26 protein-coding genes and 1 riboswitch are annotated in these 19,933 nt (G+C 72.6%); of the genes, 24 read left to right on the forward strand and 2 right to left on the reverse strand.

From position 1 onward, the window contains the following. Nucleotides 1-20 precede the first annotated feature (20 nt). The 15 genes from rpsE (at nt 21) to truA (ending at nt 10,229) form a co-directional block, all read left to right on the forward strand. Nucleotides 21-635 (forward strand): 30S ribosomal protein S5, encoded by a 615-nt coding sequence (gene rpsE, locus ACPFP2_RS08645; RefSeq protein WP_424087794.1) that lies wholly within the window; start codon nt 21-23, stop codon nt 633-635. Next, complete coding sequence (gene rpmD / locus ACPFP2_RS08650; RefSeq protein WP_088976114.1) at nt 635-817, forward strand: 50S ribosomal protein L30; 183 nt, start codon at nt 635-637, stop codon at nt 815-817. The genes rpsE and rpmD overlap by 1 nt, the downstream gene beginning before the upstream one ends. Then, nucleotides 817-1,260 (forward strand): 50S ribosomal protein L15, encoded by a 444-nt coding sequence (gene rplO, locus ACPFP2_RS08655; protein ID WP_091290337.1) that lies wholly within the window; start codon nt 817-819, stop codon nt 1,258-1,260. The genes rpmD and rplO overlap by 1 nt, the downstream gene beginning before the upstream one ends. Before the next feature lie 231 nt (nt 1,261-1,491). Beyond that, a complete protein-coding gene (gene secY / locus ACPFP2_RS08660) occupies nt 1,492-2,820 on the forward strand; it encodes a preprotein translocase subunit SecY (RefSeq protein WP_424087795.1) in 1,329 nt (442 codons plus the stop codon). Then, the gene (locus ACPFP2_RS08665; protein WP_424087796.1) at nt 2,821-3,474 is read left to right on the forward strand and encodes an adenylate kinase; all 654 of its coding nucleotides are present in this window, start codon (nt 2,821-2,823) and stop codon (nt 3,472-3,474) included. 87 nt (nt 3,475-3,561) lie between these two features. Further along, nucleotides 3,562-4,413 (forward strand): type I methionyl aminopeptidase, encoded by an 852-nt coding sequence (map, locus tag ACPFP2_RS08670; protein ID WP_424087798.1) that lies wholly within the window; start codon nt 3,562-3,564, stop codon nt 4,411-4,413. A gap of 101 nt (nt 4,414-4,514) precedes the next feature. Then, on the forward strand, nt 4,515-5,099 hold the full coding sequence (locus ACPFP2_RS08675) for a DUF1707 SHOCT-like domain-containing protein (protein ID WP_424087799.1): 585 nt from the start codon (nt 4,515-4,517) through the stop codon (nt 5,097-5,099). A gap of 377 nt (nt 5,100-5,476) precedes the next feature. Next, nucleotides 5,477-5,698, forward strand: coding sequence for a translation initiation factor IF-1 (gene infA, locus ACPFP2_RS08680; RefSeq protein WP_007073013.1), 222 nt, complete (start codon nt 5,477-5,479; stop codon nt 5,696-5,698). A 93-nt stretch (nt 5,699-5,791) separates the two neighbouring features. Further along, a complete protein-coding gene (rpmJ, locus tag ACPFP2_RS08685) occupies nt 5,792-5,905 on the forward strand; it encodes a 50S ribosomal protein L36 (protein ID WP_012184307.1) in 114 nt (37 codons plus the stop codon). A 264-nt stretch (nt 5,906-6,169) separates the two neighbouring features. Beyond that, nucleotides 6,170-6,550 (forward strand): 30S ribosomal protein S13, encoded by a 381-nt coding sequence (rpsM, locus tag ACPFP2_RS08690; RefSeq protein ID WP_091290326.1) that lies wholly within the window; start codon nt 6,170-6,172, stop codon nt 6,548-6,550. Nucleotides 6,551-6,568: 18 nt separating this feature from the next. Continuing rightward, a complete protein-coding gene (rpsK, locus tag ACPFP2_RS08695) occupies nt 6,569-6,976 on the forward strand; it encodes a 30S ribosomal protein S11 (RefSeq protein WP_014440747.1) in 408 nt (135 codons plus the stop codon). Nucleotides 6,977-6,990: 14 nt separating this feature from the next. Next, nucleotides 6,991-7,617, forward strand: a complete 627-nt coding sequence (gene rpsD, locus ACPFP2_RS08700) for a 30S ribosomal protein S4 (protein ID WP_088998366.1) — start codon at nt 6,991-6,993, stop codon at nt 7,615-7,617. Nucleotides 7,618-7,712: 95 nt separating this feature from the next. Continuing rightward, nucleotides 7,713-8,735, forward strand: coding sequence for a DNA-directed RNA polymerase subunit alpha (locus ACPFP2_RS08705; protein ID WP_007073009.1), 1,023 nt, complete (start codon nt 7,713-7,715; stop codon nt 8,733-8,735). A gap of 34 nt (nt 8,736-8,769) precedes the next feature. Beyond that, entirely contained in the window at nt 8,770-9,330 is a 561-nt protein-coding gene (rplQ, locus tag ACPFP2_RS08710; RefSeq protein ID WP_424087806.1) for a 50S ribosomal protein L17, read from the forward strand. 68 nt (nt 9,331-9,398) lie between these two features. Then, nucleotides 9,399-10,229, forward strand: a complete 831-nt coding sequence (gene truA / locus ACPFP2_RS08715; protein ID WP_424087807.1) for a tRNA pseudouridine(38-40) synthase TruA — start codon at nt 9,399-9,401, stop codon at nt 10,227-10,229. A 173-nt stretch (nt 10,230-10,402) separates the two neighbouring features. Here the strand turns inward: truA and ACPFP2_RS08720 are convergent, their stop codons facing one another. Then, nucleotides 10,403-11,494 carry a hypothetical protein gene (locus tag ACPFP2_RS08720; RefSeq protein WP_424087809.1) on the reverse strand — a complete coding sequence of 364 codons (1,092 nt, stop codon included), beginning with the start codon at nt 11,492-11,494 and terminating at the stop codon, nt 10,403-10,405. Between the two features lie 125 nt (nt 11,495-11,619). Between ACPFP2_RS08720 and ACPFP2_RS08725 the strand changes: the two genes are divergently transcribed. From ACPFP2_RS08725 to ACPFP2_RS08735, 3 genes are all read left to right on the forward strand, one after another. Then, on the forward strand, nt 11,620-12,225 hold the full coding sequence (locus ACPFP2_RS08725; protein ID WP_424088023.1) for a class I SAM-dependent methyltransferase: 606 nt from the start codon (nt 11,620-11,622) through the stop codon (nt 12,223-12,225). A gap of 41 nt (nt 12,226-12,266) precedes the next feature. Next, nucleotides 12,267-13,946: an ATP-binding cassette domain-containing protein gene (locus ACPFP2_RS08730; RefSeq protein ID WP_424087811.1), complete on the forward strand. Its 1,680-nt coding sequence runs from the start codon at nt 12,267-12,269 to the stop codon at nt 13,944-13,946. A gap of 91 nt (nt 13,947-14,037) precedes the next feature. Further along, nucleotides 14,038-15,000 carry an aldo/keto reductase gene (locus ACPFP2_RS08735; protein ID WP_424087813.1) on the forward strand — a complete coding sequence of 321 codons (963 nt, stop codon included), beginning with the start codon at nt 14,038-14,040 and terminating at the stop codon, nt 14,998-15,000. A gap of 86 nt (nt 15,001-15,086) precedes the next feature. Here ACPFP2_RS08735 and ACPFP2_RS08740 read toward each other — a convergent pair whose 3' ends face one another. Continuing rightward, nucleotides 15,087-15,356, reverse strand: coding sequence for a hypothetical protein (locus ACPFP2_RS08740; RefSeq protein WP_424087814.1), 270 nt, complete (start codon nt 15,354-15,356; stop codon nt 15,087-15,089). 121 nt (nt 15,357-15,477) lie between these two features. Next, nucleotides 15,478-15,585: riboswitch (TPP riboswitch) on the forward strand. On the opposite strand from ACPFP2_RS08740, the gene thiE reads away from it, so the two are divergent. The 6 genes from thiE to thiD all read left to right on the forward strand — a co-directional run bounded on the left by thiE (nt 15,580) and on the right by thiD (nt 19,918). Beyond that, nucleotides 15,580-16,206 (forward strand): thiamine phosphate synthase, encoded by a 627-nt coding sequence (gene thiE / locus ACPFP2_RS08745; RefSeq protein WP_424087816.1) that lies wholly within the window; start codon nt 15,580-15,582, stop codon nt 16,204-16,206. It overlaps the preceding riboswitch by 6 nt. Further along, on the forward strand, nt 16,200-17,348 hold the full coding sequence (gene thiO / locus ACPFP2_RS08750; RefSeq protein ID WP_424087818.1) for a glycine oxidase ThiO: 1,149 nt from the start codon (nt 16,200-16,202) through the stop codon (nt 17,346-17,348). The genes thiE and thiO overlap by 7 nt, the downstream gene beginning before the upstream one ends. Further along, nucleotides 17,339-17,539: a sulfur carrier protein ThiS gene (gene thiS, locus ACPFP2_RS08755; protein WP_424087820.1), complete on the forward strand. Its 201-nt coding sequence runs from the start codon at nt 17,339-17,341 to the stop codon at nt 17,537-17,539. Before thiO ends, thiS begins: the two co-directional genes overlap by 10 nt. After that, nucleotides 17,536-18,315: a thiazole synthase gene (locus ACPFP2_RS08760; RefSeq protein ID WP_424087822.1), complete on the forward strand. Its 780-nt coding sequence runs from the start codon at nt 17,536-17,538 to the stop codon at nt 18,313-18,315. The genes thiS and ACPFP2_RS08760 overlap by 4 nt, the downstream gene beginning before the upstream one ends. A 56-nt stretch (nt 18,316-18,371) precedes the next feature. Further along, nucleotides 18,372-19,133, forward strand: coding sequence for a thiamine phosphate synthase (locus tag ACPFP2_RS08765; protein ID WP_424088025.1), 762 nt, complete (start codon nt 18,372-18,374; stop codon nt 19,131-19,133). Next, entirely contained in the window at nt 19,130-19,918 is a 789-nt protein-coding gene (thiD, locus tag ACPFP2_RS08770) for a bifunctional hydroxymethylpyrimidine kinase/phosphomethylpyrimidine kinase (RefSeq protein ID WP_424087823.1), read from the forward strand. The genes ACPFP2_RS08765 and thiD overlap by 4 nt, the downstream gene beginning before the upstream one ends. Nucleotides 19,919-19,933 lie beyond the last annotated feature (15 nt).

Consider the following 19,933-nt stretch of genomic DNA (forward strand, 5'->3'; position numbering starts at 1 on the left):
AGAGAGAAGGAAGGCTGCTGATGCCAGGTCAACAGCGCCGTGGCGGCGGGTCCGGTGGCAACGAGGGTGGTCGCCGCGACAACCGCCGTGAGGGCGGCCGCGGAAACGCGCCCGTCGAGAAGACCCCGCACCTCGAGCGGGTCGTCGCGATCAACCGCGTCGCCAAGGTCGTGAAGGGTGGTCGTCGCTTCAGCTTCACCGCCCTGGTGATCGTGGGCGACGGCGACGGCAACGTCGGCGTGGGCTACGGAAAGGCCAAGGAGGTGCCCGCGGCGATCGCCAAGGGTGTCGAGGAGGCCAAGAAGCACTTCTTCAAGGTGCCGCGGATCGGCCAGTCGATCCCGCACCCGGTGCAGGGCGAGGACGCGGCCGGTGTGGTGCTGCTCAAGCCGGCCTCGGCCGGTACGGGTGTCATCGCCGGCGGTCCGGTCCGCGCCGTGCTGGAGTGCGCGGGTATCCACGACGTGCTCTCCAAGAGCCTCGGCTCGTCGAACCCGATCAACATCGTGCACGCCACCGTGGCGGCCCTGAAGGGGCTCGAGTCCCCGGAGCAGGTCGCGGCCCGTCGTGGCCTGCCGGTCGAGGACGTCGCGCCGGCGGCCATGCTGGCGTCGCGGGCGGGGGTGGCGTCCTGATGGCACGCCTGAAGGTCACCCAGGTCCGGTCCGAGATCGGGACCAAGCGCAACCAGCGTGACTCGCTGCGTTCGCTCGGTCTCAAGCGGATCAACGACGTGGTGGTCAAGGAGGATCGTCCGGAGATCCGCGGCATGATCTTCGCGGTCAACCACCTCGTGAAGGTCGAGGAGGTCGAGTAATGACGATCAAGGTTCACCACCTGCGCCCGGCGCCCGGTGCCAAGACCACCAAGACCCGCGTGGGTCGCGGTGAGGGCTCCAAGGGCAAGACCGCCGGTCGCGGTACCAAGGGCTCCAAGGCCCGCAAGAACATCTCGGCGGCGTTCGAGGGTGGGCAGATGCCCATCCACATGCGACTGCCGAAGATGAAGGGCTTCAAGAACAAGTTCAAGGTCGTGTTCCAGGTCGTGAACCTGGACCGGCTGGCCGAGCTGTTCCCGAACGGCGGCCAGGTCGGCCCGCAGGAGTTGGTCGACGCCGGCGCGGTCCGCAAGGGCCAGCCGGTGAAGGTCCTCGGCACCGGCGACCTCGGTGGTGTGGCTCTCCAGGTGTCGGCGCACGCGTTCAGCGCGTCGGCCAAGGAGAAGATCACCGCCGCCGGTGGCTCCGTCACCGAGCTGTAAGGCACGAACATGGCGCCCGCTCAGTTGTCACCGACTGGGCGGGCGCCATGGTCTACATGGCACGTGTGCGCCAAGTAACATCGGATTCGGTTTATGTAGCCGGGCACATCTGCCCGGACCGGGATCGGGCTGTTAGAGTCCCTTCCCAGCTATGGATATCGGGCACTCGCCCGGCACCCACCCCGCCCCGCCAGGGAACACCGGCGGCCCGCCTCGCGCAGGAGGAAGAAGTTGCTGTCCGCCTTTCTCAGTGCGTTCCGTACGCCTGACCTGCGCAAGAAGCTGCTGTTCACAGTAGGCATCATCGCGGTCTACCGGCTGGGCGCCACCCTGCCCAGCCCGGGCGTCTCGTACGGCAACGTGCAGAAGTGCCTCGACACGATCCAGGGTGGCACCACCGGCGTGCTGAACCTGCTGGACCTCTTCTCCGGCGGCGCGCTGCTGCAGCTCTCGGTCTTCGCGCTGGGCATCATGCCCTACATCACCGCGTCGATCATCCTGCAGCTGCTGACGGTGGTCATCCCGCGGCTGGAGCAGCTCCGCAAGGAGGGCCAGGCCGGGCAGGCGAAGATCACCCAGTACACCCGCTACCTGACCCTCGGCCTGGGCATCCTCCAGTCCTCGGCGTTCGTGGCGCTGGCCCGCTCCGGGCAGCTCTTCAACAACCAGTGCGACCAGTTCCCGATCGTGCCCGAGGGCACCGGCATCCCGAACTGGCTGACGCTGAGCATCCTGGTCATGACGATGACCGCCGGCACCGGCATGGTGATGTGGCTCGGCGAGCTGATCACCGACCGCGGCGTCGGCAACGGCATGTCCGTCCTCATCTTCACCTCGATCGCCGCCCGGCTGCCCAGCGAGGGCTGGAAGATCAAGACCAACGAGGGCTGGCCGAAGTTCGCCCTGGTGCTCGTCCTCGTCCTGGTGGTCATCACCGCGGTCTGCTTCATCGAGCAGGCGCAGCGCCGGATCCCGGTGCAGTACGCCAAGCGCATGATCGGCCGGCGGATGTACGGCGGCACCTCGACCTACATCCCGCTGAAGGTCAACCAGGCGGGTGTCATCCCGGTCATCTTCGGCTCCTCGCTGCTGTACCTGCCGACGCTGGCGCTCCAGTTCTTCGACCCGAACGACCCGGGCAAGGTCCAGGCCTGGATCCAGAACCACATCGTGAAGGCGACCGCGCCGGAGCACATCGCCCTCTACTTCCTGCTCATCATCTTCTTCACGTACTTCTACGTGTCGATCACGTTCAACCCGACCGAGGTCGCGGACAACATGAAGAAGTACGGCGGCTTCGTGCCGGGCATCCGCCCGGGCAAGCCGACGGCGGAGTACCTCGACTTCATCCTCAGCCGGATCACCCTGCCGGGCGCGCTCTACCTCGCTGTCATCTCGATCCTGCCGAACTTCTTCTTCATCTGGCTGAACAGCGAGCAGTTCCTCAACTTCCCGTTCGGCGGCACCGCTGTGCTCATCATGGTCGGCGTCGGTCTGGAGACCGTGAAGCAGATCGAGAGCCAACTCATGCAGCGGAACTACGAAGGGTTCCTGCGGTAGATGCGACTCGTTCTGGTTGGCCCGCCGGGCGCGGGCAAGGGCACACAGGCGGAGTTCATCGCCGCGCACCTCTCGGTGCCGAAGATCTCGACCGGGGACATCTTCCGGGCGAACGTCTCGCAGGGCACGCCGCTGGGTGTCGAGGCCAAGCGGTACATGGACGCCGGCAAGCTGGTCCCCGACGAGGTCACCATCAACATGGTCCGGGACCGGCTCGCCGAGTCGGACGCCGCCGAGGGCTTCCTGCTCGACGGCTTCCCGCGTACGACGCCGCAGGCCGCCGCGCTGGACAAGCTCCTCGCCGACCTCGGCACCGCGCTGGACCTGGTGCTGGAGCTTGTCGTCGACGACGACGAGGTGATCCGGCGGCTCTCCGGCCGGCGTACCTGCCGCGGCTGCGGCAAGATCTGGCACGTCGAGTTCGACGCCACCACCCGTGAGGGCATCTGCGACCGGTGCGGCGCCGAGCTGTTCCAGCGGGACGACGACAAGCCGGAGACGATCGCGGCCCGGCTGCGGGAGTACGCCGACAAGACCGCGCCGCTGGTCGACTACTACGGCGCCCAGGGCAAGCTGGTCGGGATCGACGCGACCGGGCCGGTGGAGGACGTCACCGTCCGCGCCATCGACGCGCTGCGCTCGTACGGCGGGTGAGGTCCCGCCGGCGTCCGGTGGATAGAGTGCGAACAGCGGGGTACGTGCGACGTGCCCCGCTGTTCGGCAACGAAAGGTAACCGCTCCATGCGCCGTCCCCAGCTGGACATCCAGCTGAAGACCCCCGACCAGATCGACAAGATGCGGGCCGCGGGCCTGGTGGTCGCCGAGGCCCTGCGCCGGATGCGCGAGGCCGTCGCCCCCGGGATCAGCACCGCCGACCTGGACGCGATCGCCGAGTCGACGATCCGCGAGGCGGGTGCGGTCCCGTCGTTCAAGGGCTACCACGGATTCCCGGCCTCGATCTGCTCGTCGGTCAACGAGCAGGTGGTGCACGCCATCCCGTCGGCGCAGCAGGTGCTCCGCGACGGGGACCTGATCTCCATCGACTGCGGGGCCGTGCTCGACGGCTGGCACGGCGACGCGGCGATCACCGTCGGGGTGGGTGAGGTCGACCCGGCGCTGCTGAAGATGGCCGCGGTCGCGGAGGACGCCATGTGGGCCGGCATCGCCGCCGCCGCCCGCGGGGCCGCCGGCGGCAAGGGCCGGCTGACCGACATCTCGCACGCCGTGGAGACCGCCGTCCGCAGGGGCGGCCGGTACGGCATCGTCGACGGCTACGGCGGCCACGGCATCGGCACGGAGATGCACCAGGACCCGCACGTGCTCAACCACGGCCGCCCCGGCAAGGGCCCACGGCTGGTGCCCGGCATGGCCCTGGCCATCGAGCCGATGATCACCATGGGCTCGCCCCGGACGGTGGAGCTGTCCGACGGCTGGACCGTGGTCACCCGGGACCGTTCGATGGCGGTGCACGTCGAGCACTCGATGGCGCTGCTGGAGGACGGGGTGTGGGTGCTGACCGCGTTCGACGGCGGCCGGGCCCGCCTCGGTGACCTCGTCACCGCTCGGCAGTCGGCCGACTCTCCGACGGCCTGACCCGCCGTCCGGTCTGCGCGCCGCGCGCCGGGCACGGCCGGGGGTTCGTCCCCACCCCGGTGCCCTGGGCGGCGGTGGCGCAGCGGTGTCATGCTGGCGTGATGCAGGGGCGCGACGGGATGCGGGCCGCCGACGGTGACCGTCAGGTGGTGGCGGATCGGCTCCGGATGGCGGTCGACGAGGGCCGGCTGAGCCTCTCCGAGTACGACGAGCGGTTGCAGCGGGCGTACGGCGCCCGGACGTACGGCGAACTCGACTCGGTCCTGGTGGACCTGCCGGGGCCGCGGGTGGGCGAGGTGGCGGTTCCGGACGGGACGGGGGACCGGTCACCCGACCGGGTGCCACCTGCGGTGTCCGGGCCGGTCGAGGGGCGGCGCTCCGCCACCGCCGAGTGGCTGGTGGAGGTCTGGGAGCCGTACCTGAAGGTCGTCGGCATCGTGCTGGCGGTGTGGGCGGTGACCGGTGTGCTCGCCGGTGAGGTGCTGTACTTCTGGCCGGGCTGGGTGGCCGGGCCGTGGGGAGCGGTGGTGCTGGTCCGCACCGTCGGGGGGTTGGCCTCCGGTGAGCCTCGGCGGTGGGCCGCGAAGCGGGACCGCCGACAGCGGGCGCAGGCCGCGAAGCGGGACCGCCGACGGCAGGCGCGGGCCGTGCGGCGGGAACACCGGCGACGGGAACTGACCGACTAGCGGGACGAAGCCCGGTGGTGGCCGCCGGACCCGGGTCGCCGGTGTGACCGCCGCCGCCGGAAGACCCTCCGACGGCGCCGGGGAACCGGACGGGCCGGTCGTCCCCGGCATCTCACGGCACGGCGACGACGGGGGACACGCCGCCCGGTCGGGGGATTTTGCCCACTGTCGCGGCGAGTACGGTGGCCGGTTTGGCGACCGCCGGCAGGCGGGCGTACACTTTCAGATCGGCGCACAGCGTCCACTCCGGCATGCCCACCCCGCGCTTCGGTGGGAGTCGGAGCCGCGGCTGGCGCGGGCTCTTTCGATCATGGTCGAAGGCCCGTGTAAGACGTTGTGGGCCGTCCGGAGCAACCGACGTCAGGACAGCGGAGGACATGCCGAAAAAAGACGGAGCCATCGAGATCGAGGGTCGGGTCATCGAGCCCCTGCCGAACGCAATGTTCCGGGTGGAGCTCGCGAACGGCCACAAGGTGCTGGCTCACATCAGCGGCAAGATGCGGCAGCACTACATCCGCATCCTGCCGGAGGACCGGGTCGTCGTCGAACTCTCGCCGTACGACCTGACCCGCGGGCGCATCGTCTACCGCTACAAGTAAGCCTGACGGCGGCCGGGACGTCCCCGTGTCCGTCTTCGACGTCCGGCGTCGCGCCTCGTCGCGTCTCCGGGCCAGATGGGAAGTAAGGCAACCGTGAAGGTCAAGCCGAGCGTCAAGAGGATCTGCAACAAGTGCCGGGTGATCCGCCGGCACGGCCGGGTCATGGTCATCTGCACCGACCCGCGCCACAAGCAGCGCCAGGGCTGAGCCGAGTCCGCCGACCGTGACGAGCGGTGGCGGAACGAGGCCCGGGCCGCAGATCCGGACAACACATCATCAGCTCGTCCCAGCCGCGAGCGGTACGCAGCGCGTACTCGATCGTGGCCGACCCCCGGTCGGAGGCCGGGGCCCGCTTGGGCAGCGACCATTCCCGGTCGCCGGCGCCGATGGCGTCGGAAGGACGGGACGGTCGGTAGCGGGGTGGGACGGGTCCACACCTCCGCCACAACATCACGAGGAGTACGCCCGCACATGGCACGTCTAGTCGGCGTCGACCTCCCCCGCGAGAAGCGGATGGAGATCGCGCTCACCTACATCTTCGGGGTCGGCCGTACCCGCGCCCTGGAGACGCTCGCCGCTACCGGCATCTCGCCGGACAAGCGCGTTCGGGACCTCACGGATGAGGAGCTGGTCCAGCTCCGCAACCACATCGAGGGCAACTACAAGGTTGAAGGCGACCTGCGCCGCGAGGTCGCCGCTGACATCCGCCGCAAGGTCGAGATCGGCTGCTACGCCGGCATCCGGCACCGCCGGGGCCTGCCCGTGCGTGGCCAGCGGACCAAGACCAACGCGCGGACCCGGAAGGGCCCGAAGCGGACCGTCGCCGGCAAGAAGAAGCCCGGCAAGAAGTAACTAGGAGCGCACAGACTTATGCCACCGAAGGCTCGTGCCGGAGCCGCCGTCAAGAAGGTCCGGCGCAAGGAACGCAAGAACGTCGCCCACGGGCAGGCGCACATCAAGAGCACCTTCAACAACACCATCGTGTCGATCACCGACCCGACCGGTGCGGTCATCTCCTGGGCCTCCTCGGGCCAGGTGGGCTTCAAGGGCTCCCGCAAGTCGACCCCGTTCGCCGCGCAGCTGGCCGCCGAGGCCGCCGCGCGTCGGGCCATGGAGCACGGCATGCGCAAGGTCGACGTGTTCGTCAAGGGCCCCGGCTCCGGCCGGGAGACCGCCATCCGTTCGCTGCAGGCAGCCGGGCTCGAGGTCGGGCAGATCTCCGACGTGACCCCGCAGCCGCACAACGGGTGCCGTCCGCCGAAGCGTCGCCGGGTCTGAGAGGTTAGAGAGAGATGGCTCGTTACACCGGTGCTGACTGCCGCCGTTGCCGGCGGGAGAAGATGAAGCTGTTCCTCAAGGGCAGCAAGTGCGATGGCCCGAAGTGCCCGTTCGAGTCCCGGCCGTTCCCGCCCGGGCAGCACGGCCGCGGCCGCACCAAGGAGACGGAGTACCTGCTCCAGCTCCGTGAGAAGCAGAAGGCCCGCCGTGTCTACGGCGTGCTGGAGAAGCAGTTCCGCGGCTACTACGAGGAGGCCGTGGGCAAGAAGGCCAAGACCGGCGAGGTCCTCCTGCAGATCCTCGAGTCGCGGCTGGACAACGTGGTCTACCGGGCCGGCTACGCCAAGTCCCGGGACATGGCCCGCCAGCTGGTCAAGCACGGTCACTTCACCGTGAACGGCAAGAAGGTCGACATCCCGTCGTACCGCGTCAAGGAGCACGACATCATCGAGGTCCGGGGCAAGAGCAAGGAGCTCACCCCGTTCATCGTCGCGCAGGCCGAGGCCGGCTCGAAGTCGGTTCCGGCGTGGCTGGAGGCCATTCCCAGCCAGATGAAGGTTCTCGTGCACTCGCTCCCGGCCCGCCAGGTGATCGACACCCAGGTCCAGGAGCAGCTGATCGTCGAGCTCTACTCCAAGTAAGGGCTCGTTGCGGTGGCCCGCCCTCCGGGGCGGGCCACCGGAACAGTTTTGTCGTGGGCGTCATATAGCGGGCGTCCCGGAAGAGAAGAGAAGAAATGCTCATCAGCCAGCGACCCTCCCTCTCCGAGGAGTCGATCAACGAGACCCGGTCCCGGTTCACCATCGAGCCGCTGGAGCCCGGCTTCGGTTACACCCTGGGCAACTCGCTGCGTCGTACGCTGCTGTCGTCCATCCCGGGTGCGGCGGTCACCTCGATCAAGATCGACGGTGTGCTGCACGAGTTCACCACCATCCCCGGGGTCAAGGAGGACGTGGTCGAGCTCGTCATGAACATCAAGGAGCTCTGCGTCAGCTCCGAGCACGACGAGCCGGTCAGCATGTACCTGCGCAAGCAGGGCCCGGGCGACGTGACCGCAGGCGACATCCAGCCCCCGGCCGGCGTCTCGGTGCACAACCCGGACCTGAAGCTCGCCACCCTCAACGGCAAGGGCCGGCTCGACATGGAGCTGACCGTCGAGCGGGGTCGGGGCTACGTCACGGCGGCGCAGAACAAGCAGGCCGGCGCCGAGATCGGCCGGATCCCGGTCGACTCGATCTACTCGCCGGTGCTCAAGGTGACGTACCGCGTCGAGGCGACCCGGGTCGAGCAGCGGACCGACTTCGACCGGCTGATCATCGACGTCGAGACCAAGCCGTCGATGGGCCCGCGTACCGCGCTGGCCTCGGCCGGCTCGACGCTGGTGGAGCTCTTCGGCCTGGCCCGGGAGCTGGACGAGACCGCCGAGGGCATCGACATCGGGCCGTCCCCGCAGGACGCCCAGCTGGCGGCCGACCTGGCTCTGCCGATCGAGGAGCTGGACCTCACCGTCCGCTCCTACAACTGCCTCAAGCGCGAGGGCATCAACTCCGTTGGTGAGCTGATCGGGCGCACCGAGGCCGACCTCCTCGACATCCGGAATTTCGGTCAGAAGTCGATCGACGAGGTCAAGATGAAGCTCGCCGGGATGGGTCTGGGGCTGAAGGACTCGGCCCCGAACTTCGACCCGGCGCACGTCGTGGACGCCTTCGGTGAGGCCGACTACGACACCGACGACTACCGCGAGACCGAGCAGCTCTAGTCCGCGCTGCCGCCACACCTGAGGAGCACCAAGCATGCCCACGCCCACCAAGGGCCCCCGCCTCGGCGGCAGCCCCGCGCACGAGCGGCTGATGCTGGCCAACCTGGCCACTGCGCTGTTCCAGCACGGCAAGATCCAGACCACCGAGACGAAGGCCCGGCGGCTGCGTCCGCTGGCCGAGCAGCTCATCACCAAGGCCAAGCGCGGCGACCTCGCCTCGCGGCGTCGGGTGCTGGGCGTCGTCAAGGACAAGGACGTGGTCTACGCCCTGTTCGACCAGATCGCGCCCCGGTACGCCAACCGCAACGGTGGCTACACCCGGATCGTGAAGACCGGTCCGCGCAAGGGTGACGCCGCTCCGATGGCGATCATCGAGTTGGTCGAGGAGCTTCAGGTCGCCGAGCCGAAGGCGAACAAGAAGACCGCCGCCCGCAAGGCCGCCCAGCAGGACAAGGTCGAGGCGCTCGCCCCCGCGGACGAGACCCCGAAGTCGACCGACGACGACCAGGACGCCGACGCTCCGGTGTCGGCGTCCGGTGACACCGCCGCCGCCCGCGAGGACAGCGACGAGGCCGCCGAGAACGACAAGGCCTGAGTCAGGCCGCCGTCGGGCCCGACACCCCCACCGGGGTGTCGGGCCCGACCCGTAACTGGAGGTACGAGGTGGACGAGCGGAGCCGGCTGCGGCTGAACGTCTCGTACGACGGCACCGACTTCTCCGGCTGGGCCGCCCAGCCGACCCGCCGTACCGTCGCCGGGGTGCTCACCGCGACGTTCGACCTGGTGCTCGGGGCGGGCACCGCGACCGGCCTGACCGTGGCCGGCCGGACCGACGCCGGGGTGCACGCCACCGGGCAGGTCTGCCACCTCGACCTGCCCACCGCCGTGTGGCGGGAGCACGAGGGGCGGCTGCTGCGCCGGCTGGCCCGGCTGCTCCCCACCGACCTGCGGGTACGCGCGATGACCGAGGTGCCGCCCGACTTCGACGCCCGGTTCTCGGCGACGTTCCGCCGCTACGAGTACCGGGTGACCGACACGCCGTGGGGCGCCGAGCCGCTGCGCCGGCGGGACACCCTTGCCTGGCCGAAGCCGCTGGAGCTGGCCGCGCTGAACGCCGCGGCGGCGGGCCTGGTGGGGGAGCACGACTTCGCCGCGTACTGCCGGCGCAAGGAGAACGCCACCACGCTGCGCGAGGTGACCCGGCTGGACTGGCGGCGTGACCCGGACGGCATCCTCGTCGCCACCGTGCAGGCCGACGCGTTCTGCCAGAACATGGTGCGCAGCCTGGTCGGGGCGATGCTGGTCGCCGGGGACGGCCGCCGCCCCGTCGAGTGGCCGGCCAGCCTGCTCACCCGGCGGGAACGCTCCAGCGAGGTGACGGTCGCGCCCGCGCACGGGCTGGCGCTGGTCGAGGTCGGCTACCCGGACGACCCGGCCCAGTACGCCCGCCGCGCCGACCTGACCCGCAGGCTCCGCGTCCCCGCCGAATCCTGACCCGCGTCGACTCGCCGGTCCGAGCCGCGTCCGCTCGCCGGCCCGATCCGGGTCGGAGGCGGCGGCGCGCGGCCCGCTCGGGTGGACCGAGCCCACCGGTGACCGACCGTGCAGCAGCACCGAGGCCCGGTCCGCGTGGTGCGGGCCGGGCCTCGGCGCTGGCGGGTGGCGGGTCAGTCGCCGGGGAGTTCCTCGCCGTTCTGGTCGGAGTCGCGGCTCCCGGTGGTGGGCTGCACGGCCGTGCCTCCGGCCGCCCGCCGGTCGAGCACTCCCCGGTTGAGGTGCAGCTCGATCATCTCGTAGAGGATCTCGCGGACCGTGCCGTCGCCGGCCGGCACGGCGCCGCCGTCGGCGCGTACGACGAGGCAGTAGGCGACGTAGTGGCCGCGCACCTGCCAGCCGACCCGGGCGGCCGCGGTGGTGATCGCCTCGGTGTCCGCACCGGCGGCCAGGCCCCGGAAGCGGCCCTGCCGTTCGTCGAGCATCTGCCGGATCCGGTCCCGGGCGCGTTGCGCGCTCGACTTGTCGGTCAGGTTGAACAGCCCGGCGGTGACCAGGTGCCCGCCGTCGGGGGAGCGGAGCGTGGCCCGGACGACCTGGCTGCACCCGAGGCGGACCAGCAGGTCGGCGATCTCCCCGGTGGCCGCCACCGCGCAACTGCCGCTGGAGTGCGTCTTGAGCACCTCGTACGCGGGCTGTCCGTCGGCGACCACCAGCTTCTTGCCGGGGAACACCTCCTTGGCGGTGAGCGGCTGCTGGTCGGTGTCGCGGGAGTCCAGGTCCCCGGAGGACGGTTCGGGGGTGGGGGCCGCCGCGCTGGCCGATGCGCCGGGTGCGGCCCGGTCGGTGTCGGAGGTGCGCTCCGCCAGCAGGGCGGCCGCGCCGAGACCGCAGAGCGCCAGCAGCACCAGCACGGCAGCGCCGCCGACGAGCACCTGCCAGAGCCGGCCGCCACCCCGCCCGGATCGGCGGGACCGGGGCAGGTCCAGTGGTTCCGTCGGGGCGTACCCCTGGGTGGGTGGCGGCGGTGGAGCCTGGACGGACGAGCGGACCGGGACCGGCTCGGGGTCCGGCAGCACCCCGGCGGGAGGCGGCTCGGGGGCTCCGAGCGCCGGCGGGGTGGCCCGGGGCAGCGACGGGGTGGGGAAGCGGGACGGGGACGGCCCGGCGGGCGCGGGCGGGCCGGGGGCGACGTCCGGCAGGTCCGACCGGGACCCCGGATGTTCCACGAAGGCGTCCTCATCGGACTCGTACCGATACACCATGTGAGCTAGAGTAGGGGCCATTGTCCCTTTAGAGGGTAATAATGGGAAATTGCGGTACGGCGCGTCGGATTCTGCTGACCGAGGCGACCGCGACCCCGCTCCCGACCGGTGCGAGAATGCCCGTCGTGACCGGCGACCACTACTTCTCCACCGAGCCCACCGGCGCGGCCCACCCGCGCGAGGTGGAGTTCCACGTCGCCGGGCGCGACTTCACCCTCGCCTCCGCCGGCGGGGTCTTCTCCGCCGACCGGCTCGACCCCGGCACCGCCGTGCTGCTGCGCAAGGCCGAGCTGCCCGGCACCGGCACCGGCGGCGACCTGCTCGACATCGGCTCCGGGTTCGGGCCGATCAGCTGCGTGCTCGCGAGCACCGCGCCCGCCGCCACCGTCTGGGCGGTCGACGTCAACGAGCGGGCCCGCGCCCTGACCGCCGAGAACGCCCGGCGGGTCGGCGCCGCCGAGCGGATCCGCGCGGTGGCCCCGGACGACGTGCCCGCCGACGTCACCTTCACCCAGATCTGGTCCAACCCGCCGATCCGCATCGGCAAGGCCGAACTGCACGAGCTGCTGCGCCGCTGGCTGCCCCGGCTCGCCCCGGACGGGGTGGCCTGGCTGGTGGTCGCCCGCCACCTCGGCGGCGACTCGCTGCACCGCTGGCTCGTCGACGAAGGCTGGCAGGTCGACCGCCCGGCCAGCCAGAAGGGCTACCGGGTGCTGCGGGTCACCCGGTAATCCGCTGTCGCCCGCCCCGGCCGCTCCGGCAGGATGCCGGCGTGGGTTACGTGGACGTGGCAGGGGTCGGGCACATCCTCCCGGACGGTCGGCAGCTCTTCGCCGACGTCTCCTTCCGGGTCGCCGACGGCGCCAAGGTGGCCCTCGTCGGCCCGAACGGGGCGGGGAAGACCACCCTGCTGCGGATGGTCGCCGGTGACCTGCCGGTGCGCACCGGGGTGGTCGCGCGTTCCGGCGGCCTCGGCGTGATGCGGCAGTTCATCGGCATGATCGGGGACGAGTCCACCCTCGCGGACCTGGCGCTCTCCCTCGCCCCGCCGTCACTGCGCGACGCCGGCCGCCGGCTCGCCACGACCGAGGCGGCCATGCGGGCGGCCGAGCTGCGCGGCAAGTACAGCACCGCCGCCGGCAAGGCCCAACTGGCGTACGCGGACGCGCTCGCCGCCTGGGGCGAGGCCGGCGGGTACGACGCCGAGGTGCTCTTCGACACCGTCGCCACCATCGTGCTGGACCTGCCGTGGGACGCCGCCCGGGACCGTCCGGTGCGTACCCTCTCCGGCGGCCAGCAGAAACGCTTCGCCCTGGAGCTGCTGCTGCGCGGCACCGAGGAGGTGCTGCTCCTCGACGAGCCGGACAACTTCCTCGACGTACCCGGCAAGCGCTGGCTGGAGGCGCGGCTGCGCGAGTCCGCGAAGTCCGTGCTCTACGTCTCCCACGACCGCGAGCTGCTGGCGCAGACCGCCGACCGGGTGGTCGCCGTCGAGGGCGGCAGCGCCTGGGTGCACCCGGGCGGCTTCGCGAGCTGGCACGACGCGCGGGTGGCCCGGCACGCCCGCCTCGACGAGCTGCGCCGCCGCTGGGACGAGGAGCACCAGAAGCTGCGCGAGCTGATGCTGATGTACAAGCAGAAGGCGGCGTACAACGACGGGATGGCGTCGCGGTACCAGGCCGCGCAGACCCGGCTGCGCAAGTTCGAGGAGGCCGGGCCGCCGCCCGTACCCCCGAAGGACCAGGACATCCGGATGCGGCTGGCCGGCGGGCGGACCGGCAAGCGCGCGGTCATCTGCGAGCAGTTGGAGCTGGACGGCCTCACCTACCCCTTCGACCTGGAACTCTGGTACGGCGACCGGGTCGCCGTGCTCGGCGCGAACGGCACGGGCAAGTCGCACTTCCTGCGGCTGCTGGCCCGGGGCGGCACCGACCCCGACCCGGCGCAGACCCCGGTCGACGCGGCGGCTCTCGCCCCCGTCGGCCACGACGGGGTGGCCCGCCTCGGTGCCCGGGTCCGGCCCGGCCACTTCTCCCAGACCCACGACCGGCCGGAGCTGATGGAGAAGACGCTGGTCGAGATCCTCTGGCGGGGCGACGAGCACCGGGCCGGCATGGACCGGCACGCGGCGATGGCCGCGCTGTCCCGGTACGAGCTGGCCGGGCAGGGCGACCAACGCTTCGGCACCCTCTCCGGCGGCCAGCAGGCCCGGTTCCTGGTGCTGCTGCTGGAGCTGTCCGGGGCGACCCTGCTGCTGCTCGACGAGCCCACCGACAACCTGGACCTCGCGTCGGCGGAGGCGTTGGAGGCGGGGCTGGCCGCCTTCTCCGGGACGGTCGTCGCGGTCACCCACGACCGCTGGTTCACCCGCTCCTTCGACCGGTTCGTGCTGTTCCGCGGCGACGGCGAGGTGGTGGAGACACCCGAGCCGGTCTGGGACGTCGCCCGCTGAACGACGACGAGCTGGTCGACCGCCCGGCCGGGTCGCCGGGGAGCCCGGCCGCGGTGACCGGGCCCGGTGGAGCCGGCTGGGCCGGCATAGGGTGGATCTCGTGACTGAGATGACCTACCGCCGGCTGGGCGACTCCGGGCTCGTGGTGTCCGTGGTCGGCATCGGCTGCAACAACTTCGGCCGCAAGCTCGACCTCGACGGCACCCGCGCGGTGGTCGACGCCGCCCTCGACGTCGGGATCACCTTCTTCGACACCGCCGACATCTACGGCGAGCCGCAGGGCGGCTCCGAGGAACTGCTCGGGCAGGCGCTCAAGGGCCGCCGCGACGACGTGGTGCTGGCCACCAAGTTCGGCATGGACATGCACGGGCTGAACGGGTCCGACTTCGGCGCCCGCGGTGCACGCCGGTACATCGCCCGCGCGGTGGAGGCGTCGCTGCGCCGCCTCGGCACCGACCACATCGACCTGTACCAGATGCACGAGCCCGACCCGGAGACCCCGATCGACGAGACCCTGGCCGCCCTGGACGACCTGGTCCGGGCCGGCAAGGTCCGCTACCTGGGCAACTCCAACTTCGCCGGCTGGCAGATCGCCGACGCGGACTGGACGGCGTCGTCGCAGGGCCGCACCCGGTTCGTCAGCGCCCAGAACCACTACAACCTGCTCCACCGGGACGTCGAGGTCGAGATCATCCCTGCCTGCGAGCGCTTCGGGCTGGGCATGCTGCCGTTCTTCCCGCTCGCCAACGGCCTGCTCACCGGCAAGTACAAGCGCGGTGAGGCCCCGCCCGCCGGCAGCCGGCTCTCCGGCGGCGGCCGGTACGCCCAGCGCCTCGCCGCCGCGAACTGGGACACCATCGAGGCGATCGAGGCGTACGCCAGCGAGCGGGGGCTGACCATGCTCCAGGTCGCCATCGGCGGGCTCGCCGCCCGGCCCGCGGTGGCCTCGGTGATCGCCGGTGCCACCACCCCCGAGCAGGTACGGGCGAACGCCGCCGCCGGAACCTGGCAGCCCACCGAGGAGGACCTGGACGCCCTCGACACCGTCCTCTGACGCGCATCCCGCCCCCACCACCCCGCCGCCCGCGGGCAGCCGCCCGCTGCCGCAGGCAGAACTCCGTCGGTGGAACGCCATGTACGTCATCGCAGGGCGGTGGCAGCACCCCAGAGGTACGCGGCGCTGGCCCCGCGATTTCCGCGCCCGGCGGCAGCAGCAGCGCCACCGCCTCGCACCACATGCGATGGTCGGCCCGCGCGGAACCCGTCCCGGTGCACGTACACGTCGGGCAGCAGCCGGCGCCGCGCCGGGCCGCGCAGCATCGACCAGGTGAGCAGGCCCTCGGCGACCGCATGGCTGCCCCCGAAGGGCAGGAACGCCAGACGTCGCGGGACACGGGCGTGAGCGGGCATCCGGACAGCATGGCGTGACCGGACGGTCACGTGCCGCCCCTGCCGTCGACACCGGACGGTCAGTGGGAAAAACGTCACCCACTCTTCCGCCGTCCGGAGAGACGTCGTACGGTAGGCCCGCAAGTGACCCACGGGAGCCCGGTGCACCGGGCTGAGAGGGGGGCTGAAGCCCCCGACCGTCGAACCTGATCCGGGTAATGCCGGCGCAGGGAGGAGTGTTGCCGTGCCGTCCCTCGGACGACTGCATCTGATCACCGACACCCGGCCGGGGCGTGACCCGCTCGCCGTGCTGCGCGCCGCCCTGCCGGTGGCCCGCGCCGAACTGGTCGTCCAGGTCCGGGTGACCGACGACGCCACCGACCGCGAGGCGTACGACCTGGCCGGGCGGGTGCTCGCGCTCTGCGCGCCGTACGGGGCGACGTGCCTGGTCAACGACCGGCTGCACGTGGCCCTCGCGGTGGGCGCCGCCGGCGGGCACGTCGGCGCGGAGGACCTGCCGGTCGCGGCGGCCCGCCGGGTGCTCGGCCCGACCGCCGTGCTGGGCGCGACCGCCCGGGAGCCGGCGACGGCCACCGAGGCGGTCGCCGCCGGGGCCAGCTACCTGGGCGTCGGCCCCTGCCACGCGACCGCCACCAAGACCGGCCTGCCCGACCCGATCGGCCCGGACGGGGTACGCGCCGTCGCCGGGGCGGTGGACGTGCCGGTGATCGCCATCGGCGGGGTGACCGCCGCGACGGTGCCCGACCTGCGGGCCGCCGGGGCGTACGGGGTGGCGGTGGTCGGGGCGCTCTCCGCGAGCCCCGATCCGGCCCGTACGACCGCCGCGCTCGTCGAGGCCCTGACGTGCTGACCCGGCCGGACGTCGCCATCGTGGGGGCGGGACCGGTCGGGCTGGCGATCGCGTGGCGATGCGCGTCGCGCGGGCTGCGCGTCGTCGTCCACGATCCCGCCCCGGGCTCCGGCGCCTCGCACGTCGCCGCCGGGATGCTCTCCCCGGTCGCCGAGGCGTACTTCGGGGAGCACGAGCTGACCGGGCTGCTCGCCGAGTCCGCCGCCCGCTGGCCCGGCTTCGCCGCCGAGCTGGCCCGGGCCGCCGGGGTGGAGTTCGGCCACCGGACCGAGGGCACCCTGGTGGTCGGGCTGACCTCCGACGACCTGGCCGAGGCGCGCCGGCTGTGGTCGTACCAGCAGGGGCTGGGGCTGCCGATCACCCCGCTGCGCCCCTCTCAGCTGCGCGACCGCGAGCCGGCGCTGGCGCCGCGCGTACGCGGCGGCGCGGTCGCGCCCGGTGACCACCAGGTCGACCCCCGGCGGCTGGTCGCCGCGCTGAGGTCGGCGGCCGAGCGGGCCGGCGCGACGCTGGTCCCCGGCCCGGTCGCCCGCCTCGCCGACGTGGACGCCCGGGTCACCGTGGTGGCCGCCGGCTGCGGCGCCGCCGCGCTCACCGGCCTGCCCGTGCGGCCGGTGAAGGGGCAGGTGCTGCGGCTACGCGCGCCCGGTCGCGCCGCGCCGGACTTCCGGCACGTGATCCGGGGGTACGCCGACGGCGAGTCGGTCTACCTGGTGCCCCGTGCCGACGGCGAGGTGGTGGTCGGGGCCACCGTCGAGGAACGGTCCGACACCGAGGTGACCGCCGGCGCGGTGCTGCGGCTGCTGCGCGCCGCCGTCGACCTGGTCCCCGACCTGGCCGAGTACGACCTGGTGGAGGCGTCCGCCGGGCTGCGCCCCGGCACCCCGGACAACGCGCCGATCCTCGGGCCGCTGCCCGGCCACCCCGGTGTGCTGGTCGCGACCGGACACCACCGGCACGGCATCGTGCTCACCCCGGTCACCGCCGACCTGATCACCGAGCTGGTCGTCACCGGGGAGGCGGACCCGCTGCTCGCGCCGTTCACACCGGACCGGTTCGGCGGGCCCGACGCCCCGCACCCCGGGCCGGCCCGGATCGGGCCCGCCGGATCGAGCACCGAGGAGGAGCGCAGGTGGAACTGATCGTCAACGGCGCCGGGCGGACCGTGCCCGGCGGAGCGACGGTGGCCGACCTGGTCCGCCAGGTCACCGGGCAGCAGCGCGGCCTCGCGGTCGCGGTCAACGGCGAGGTGGTGCCGCGTACCGGCTGGCCGGCCACGGTGCTGCGCGACGGTGACCGGGTCGAGGTGCTCAGCGCCGCCCAGGGCGGGTGAGCGCGGTGAGCTTCGAGATCGGCGGCGTGACCTTCGGCTCCCGGCTGATCCTCGGCACCGGTGGGGCGGCCAACCTGCACGTGCTGGAGCAGGCGATCCGGGCGTCCGGCACCGAGCTGGTCACCCTCGCGCTGCGCCGGGTCGACACCGCGCCCGGCACCGCCGGTGGGCTGCTCGACCTGCTGGACCGGTGCGGCGTGCGGCTGCTGCCCAACACCGCCGGCTGCTACACCGCCGGCGAGGCGGTGAAGGTGGCGCACCTGGCCCGCGACGCGTTCGACACCGACTGGGTGAAGCTGGAGGTGATCGGCGACGAGCGCACGCTGCTGCCCGACGGGGTGGAGCTGCTGCGCGCCGCCGAGGAACTGGTCGCCGACGGGTTCACTGTGCTGCCCTACACGTCGGACGACCCGATCCTGGCCCGCCGGCTGGCCGACGTCGGCTGCGCGGCGGTGATGCCGGCCGGCGCGCCGATCGGCTCCGGGCTCGGCGTCAACAACCCGCACCACATCCGGCTGATCCGGCAGAGCGTGCAGGTGCCGGTGATCCTCGACGCCGGCATCGGCACCGCCTCCGACGCCGCGCTCGCCATGGAGTTGGGCTGCGACGCGGTGCTGCTGGCCAGCGCGGTGACCCGGGCCGCCGACCCGGTGGCGATGGCCACCGCCATGCGGTACGCCGTCGAGGCCGGGCGGCTCGCGTACGGTGCCGGCCGGATCGCCCGTCGCTTCCACGCCCTCGCCTCCACCCCGGACGACGGCAGGCCCGACCTGTGACGGCCCGGAGATCGGGGGTGGCCGTCGCGGAACCGGTCCGGCCTTCGCAGGGGCGGATCCCGTCCGGCGTGGTGCTGCTGACGGACCGGCGGGTGGCCCGGCGGCCACTGGTCGAGGTGGTCGCCGGGGCCGTCGCCGGGGGAGTGCGCTGGGTGGTGCTGCGGGAGAAGGACCTGCCCCGCACCGAGCGCGCCGCGCTCGCGGCGCAGCTGCGGGCGGTCCTCGCCGACACCGGCGGCACCCTGGTCGTGGCCGGCCCGGATCCGCTCGGAGGCGACGCCGTCCACCTGCCCGCCGCCGGCCCGTACCCGCCGCCGGCCGTCGGGCTGGTCGGTCGTTCCTGCCACGACGAGGCGGAACTGGCCCGACTCACCACGGAGGACTACGTGACGCTGTCGCCGGTCTTCCTTACCCGGACCAAACCCGGCTACGGCCCACCCCTGCACCCCGACGGCCTGCGTGAGCTGGTCGGGAGCAGCCCGGTCCCGGTCCTCGCCCTCGGCGGCGTCGAAACCCCTGGACAGGCCCGCGCCTGCGTCGAGGCAGGGGCCGTCGGGGTGGCCGTGCTCGGCGCGATCATGCGGGCCGACGACCCGGCAGCATCGGCCGCCGCCCTCACCCGCGCCCTCGCCGACGCCACCACCCCGCTGGGCGGAACCTTCGAGGAGGCGGCCACCCCGGTGACGCCGACCCCGCCCGTCCCGGCGGACGCCCGCACGACGGGGCTGCGGCCGACCGTGCCCACGCAGGGATCAAGCCTGACCGCCCGGAGTGGGCACGGTCGGCCGCAGCCCCCCACCGGAAGAGGACAGCAGTGACGCCACAGACCGTGCTCACCATCGCCGGATCCGACTCCGGCGGGGGAGCGGGCATCCAGGCAGACCTCAAGGTCTTCGCCGCGCTCGGCGCGTACGGCACCAGCGTGATCACCGCGATCACCGCCCAGAACACCCGGGGCGTGGACGCCGTACTGCCGCTGCCCCCGCGCACCGTCACCGACCAGCTCGACAGCGTGCTGGCCGACTTCGGCGTACGGGCGGTGAAGACCGGGATGCTCGGCACCCCGGCCGTCGCCGACGCGATCGCCGAGGCGGCGAAGGCGGGTCGGCTGCCGCACCTGGTCGTCGACCCGGTGCTGGTCGCCACCAGCGGGCACCCGCTCGGCGTGGTGGAGGCGGTCGAGCGGCTGCTGCCGTACGCGCAGGTGGCGACGCCGAACTGCGCGGAGGCCGCCGCCCTCACCGGACGCCCGGTGACCACGGTCGAGGAGATGGTCGCGGCGGCCGAGGCGCTCGCGGCCGGTGGGCCGGCGCACGTCGTGGTGACCGGCGGCGACGTGGACGCCGACGGCGAGTCGGTGGACGTGCTCTGCGGCGGCGGGACCACCACGCTGCTGCGTGCGCCTCGGGTGGACACCCGGCACAACCACGGCACGGGTTGCTCGTTCTCGGCGGCGGTCGCCGTCCGGCTGGCCGCCGGTGACCCGGTGCCGGTCGCGGTCGCCGCCGCCAAGGAGTACGTCACCCGCGCGCTGACCGGCGCGCGGGACTGGGAGCTGGGCGCGGGACGCGGCCCGCTGGACCACTTCGGCTGGTCCTGTTGACCATCAGGGAGGCTG

This window comes from Micromonospora citrea, from assembly GCF_049629545.1.
GTDB lineage: Bacteria > Actinomycetota > Actinomycetes > Mycobacteriales > Micromonosporaceae > Micromonospora > Micromonospora citrea_A.

Excerpts from the sequence above, each read along its gene's own strand:
- rpsE (WP_424087794.1), top strand. The coding sequence starts at position 21 with ATGCCAGGTCAACAGCGCCGTGGCGGCGGGTCCGGTGGCAACGAGGGT.
- rpmD (WP_088976114.1), top strand. The coding sequence starts at position 635 with ATGGCACGCCTGAAGGTCACCCAGGTCCGGTCCGAGATCGGGACCAAG.
- rplO (WP_091290337.1), top strand. The coding sequence starts at position 817 with ATGACGATCAAGGTTCACCACCTGCGCCCGGCGCCCGGTGCCAAGACC.
- ACPFP2_RS08665 (WP_424087796.1), top strand. The coding sequence starts at position 2,821 with ATGCGACTCGTTCTGGTTGGCCCGCCGGGCGCGGGCAAGGGCACACAG.
- map (WP_424087798.1), top strand. The coding sequence starts at position 3,562 with ATGCGCCGTCCCCAGCTGGACATCCAGCTGAAGACCCCCGACCAGATC.
- ACPFP2_RS08675 (WP_424087799.1), top strand. The coding sequence starts at position 4,515 with ATGCAGGGGCGCGACGGGATGCGGGCCGCCGACGGTGACCGTCAGGTG.
- infA (WP_007073013.1), top strand. The coding sequence starts at position 5,477 with ATGCCGAAAAAAGACGGAGCCATCGAGATCGAGGGTCGGGTCATCGAG.
- rpsM (WP_091290326.1), top strand. The coding sequence starts at position 6,170 with ATGGCACGTCTAGTCGGCGTCGACCTCCCCCGCGAGAAGCGGATGGAG.
- rpsK (WP_014440747.1), top strand. The coding sequence starts at position 6,569 with ATGCCACCGAAGGCTCGTGCCGGAGCCGCCGTCAAGAAGGTCCGGCGC.
- rpsD (WP_088998366.1), top strand. The coding sequence starts at position 6,991 with ATGGCTCGTTACACCGGTGCTGACTGCCGCCGTTGCCGGCGGGAGAAG.
- ACPFP2_RS08705 (WP_007073009.1), top strand. The coding sequence starts at position 7,713 with ATGCTCATCAGCCAGCGACCCTCCCTCTCCGAGGAGTCGATCAACGAG.
- rplQ (WP_424087806.1), top strand. The coding sequence starts at position 8,770 with ATGCCCACGCCCACCAAGGGCCCCCGCCTCGGCGGCAGCCCCGCGCAC.
- ACPFP2_RS08720 (WP_424087809.1), bottom strand. The coding sequence starts at position 11,494 with ATGGTGTATCGGTACGAGTCCGATGAGGACGCCTTCGTGGAACATCCG.
- ACPFP2_RS08740 (WP_424087814.1), bottom strand. The coding sequence starts at position 15,356 with ATGCCCGCTCACGCCCGTGTCCCGCGACGTCTGGCGTTCCTGCCCTTC.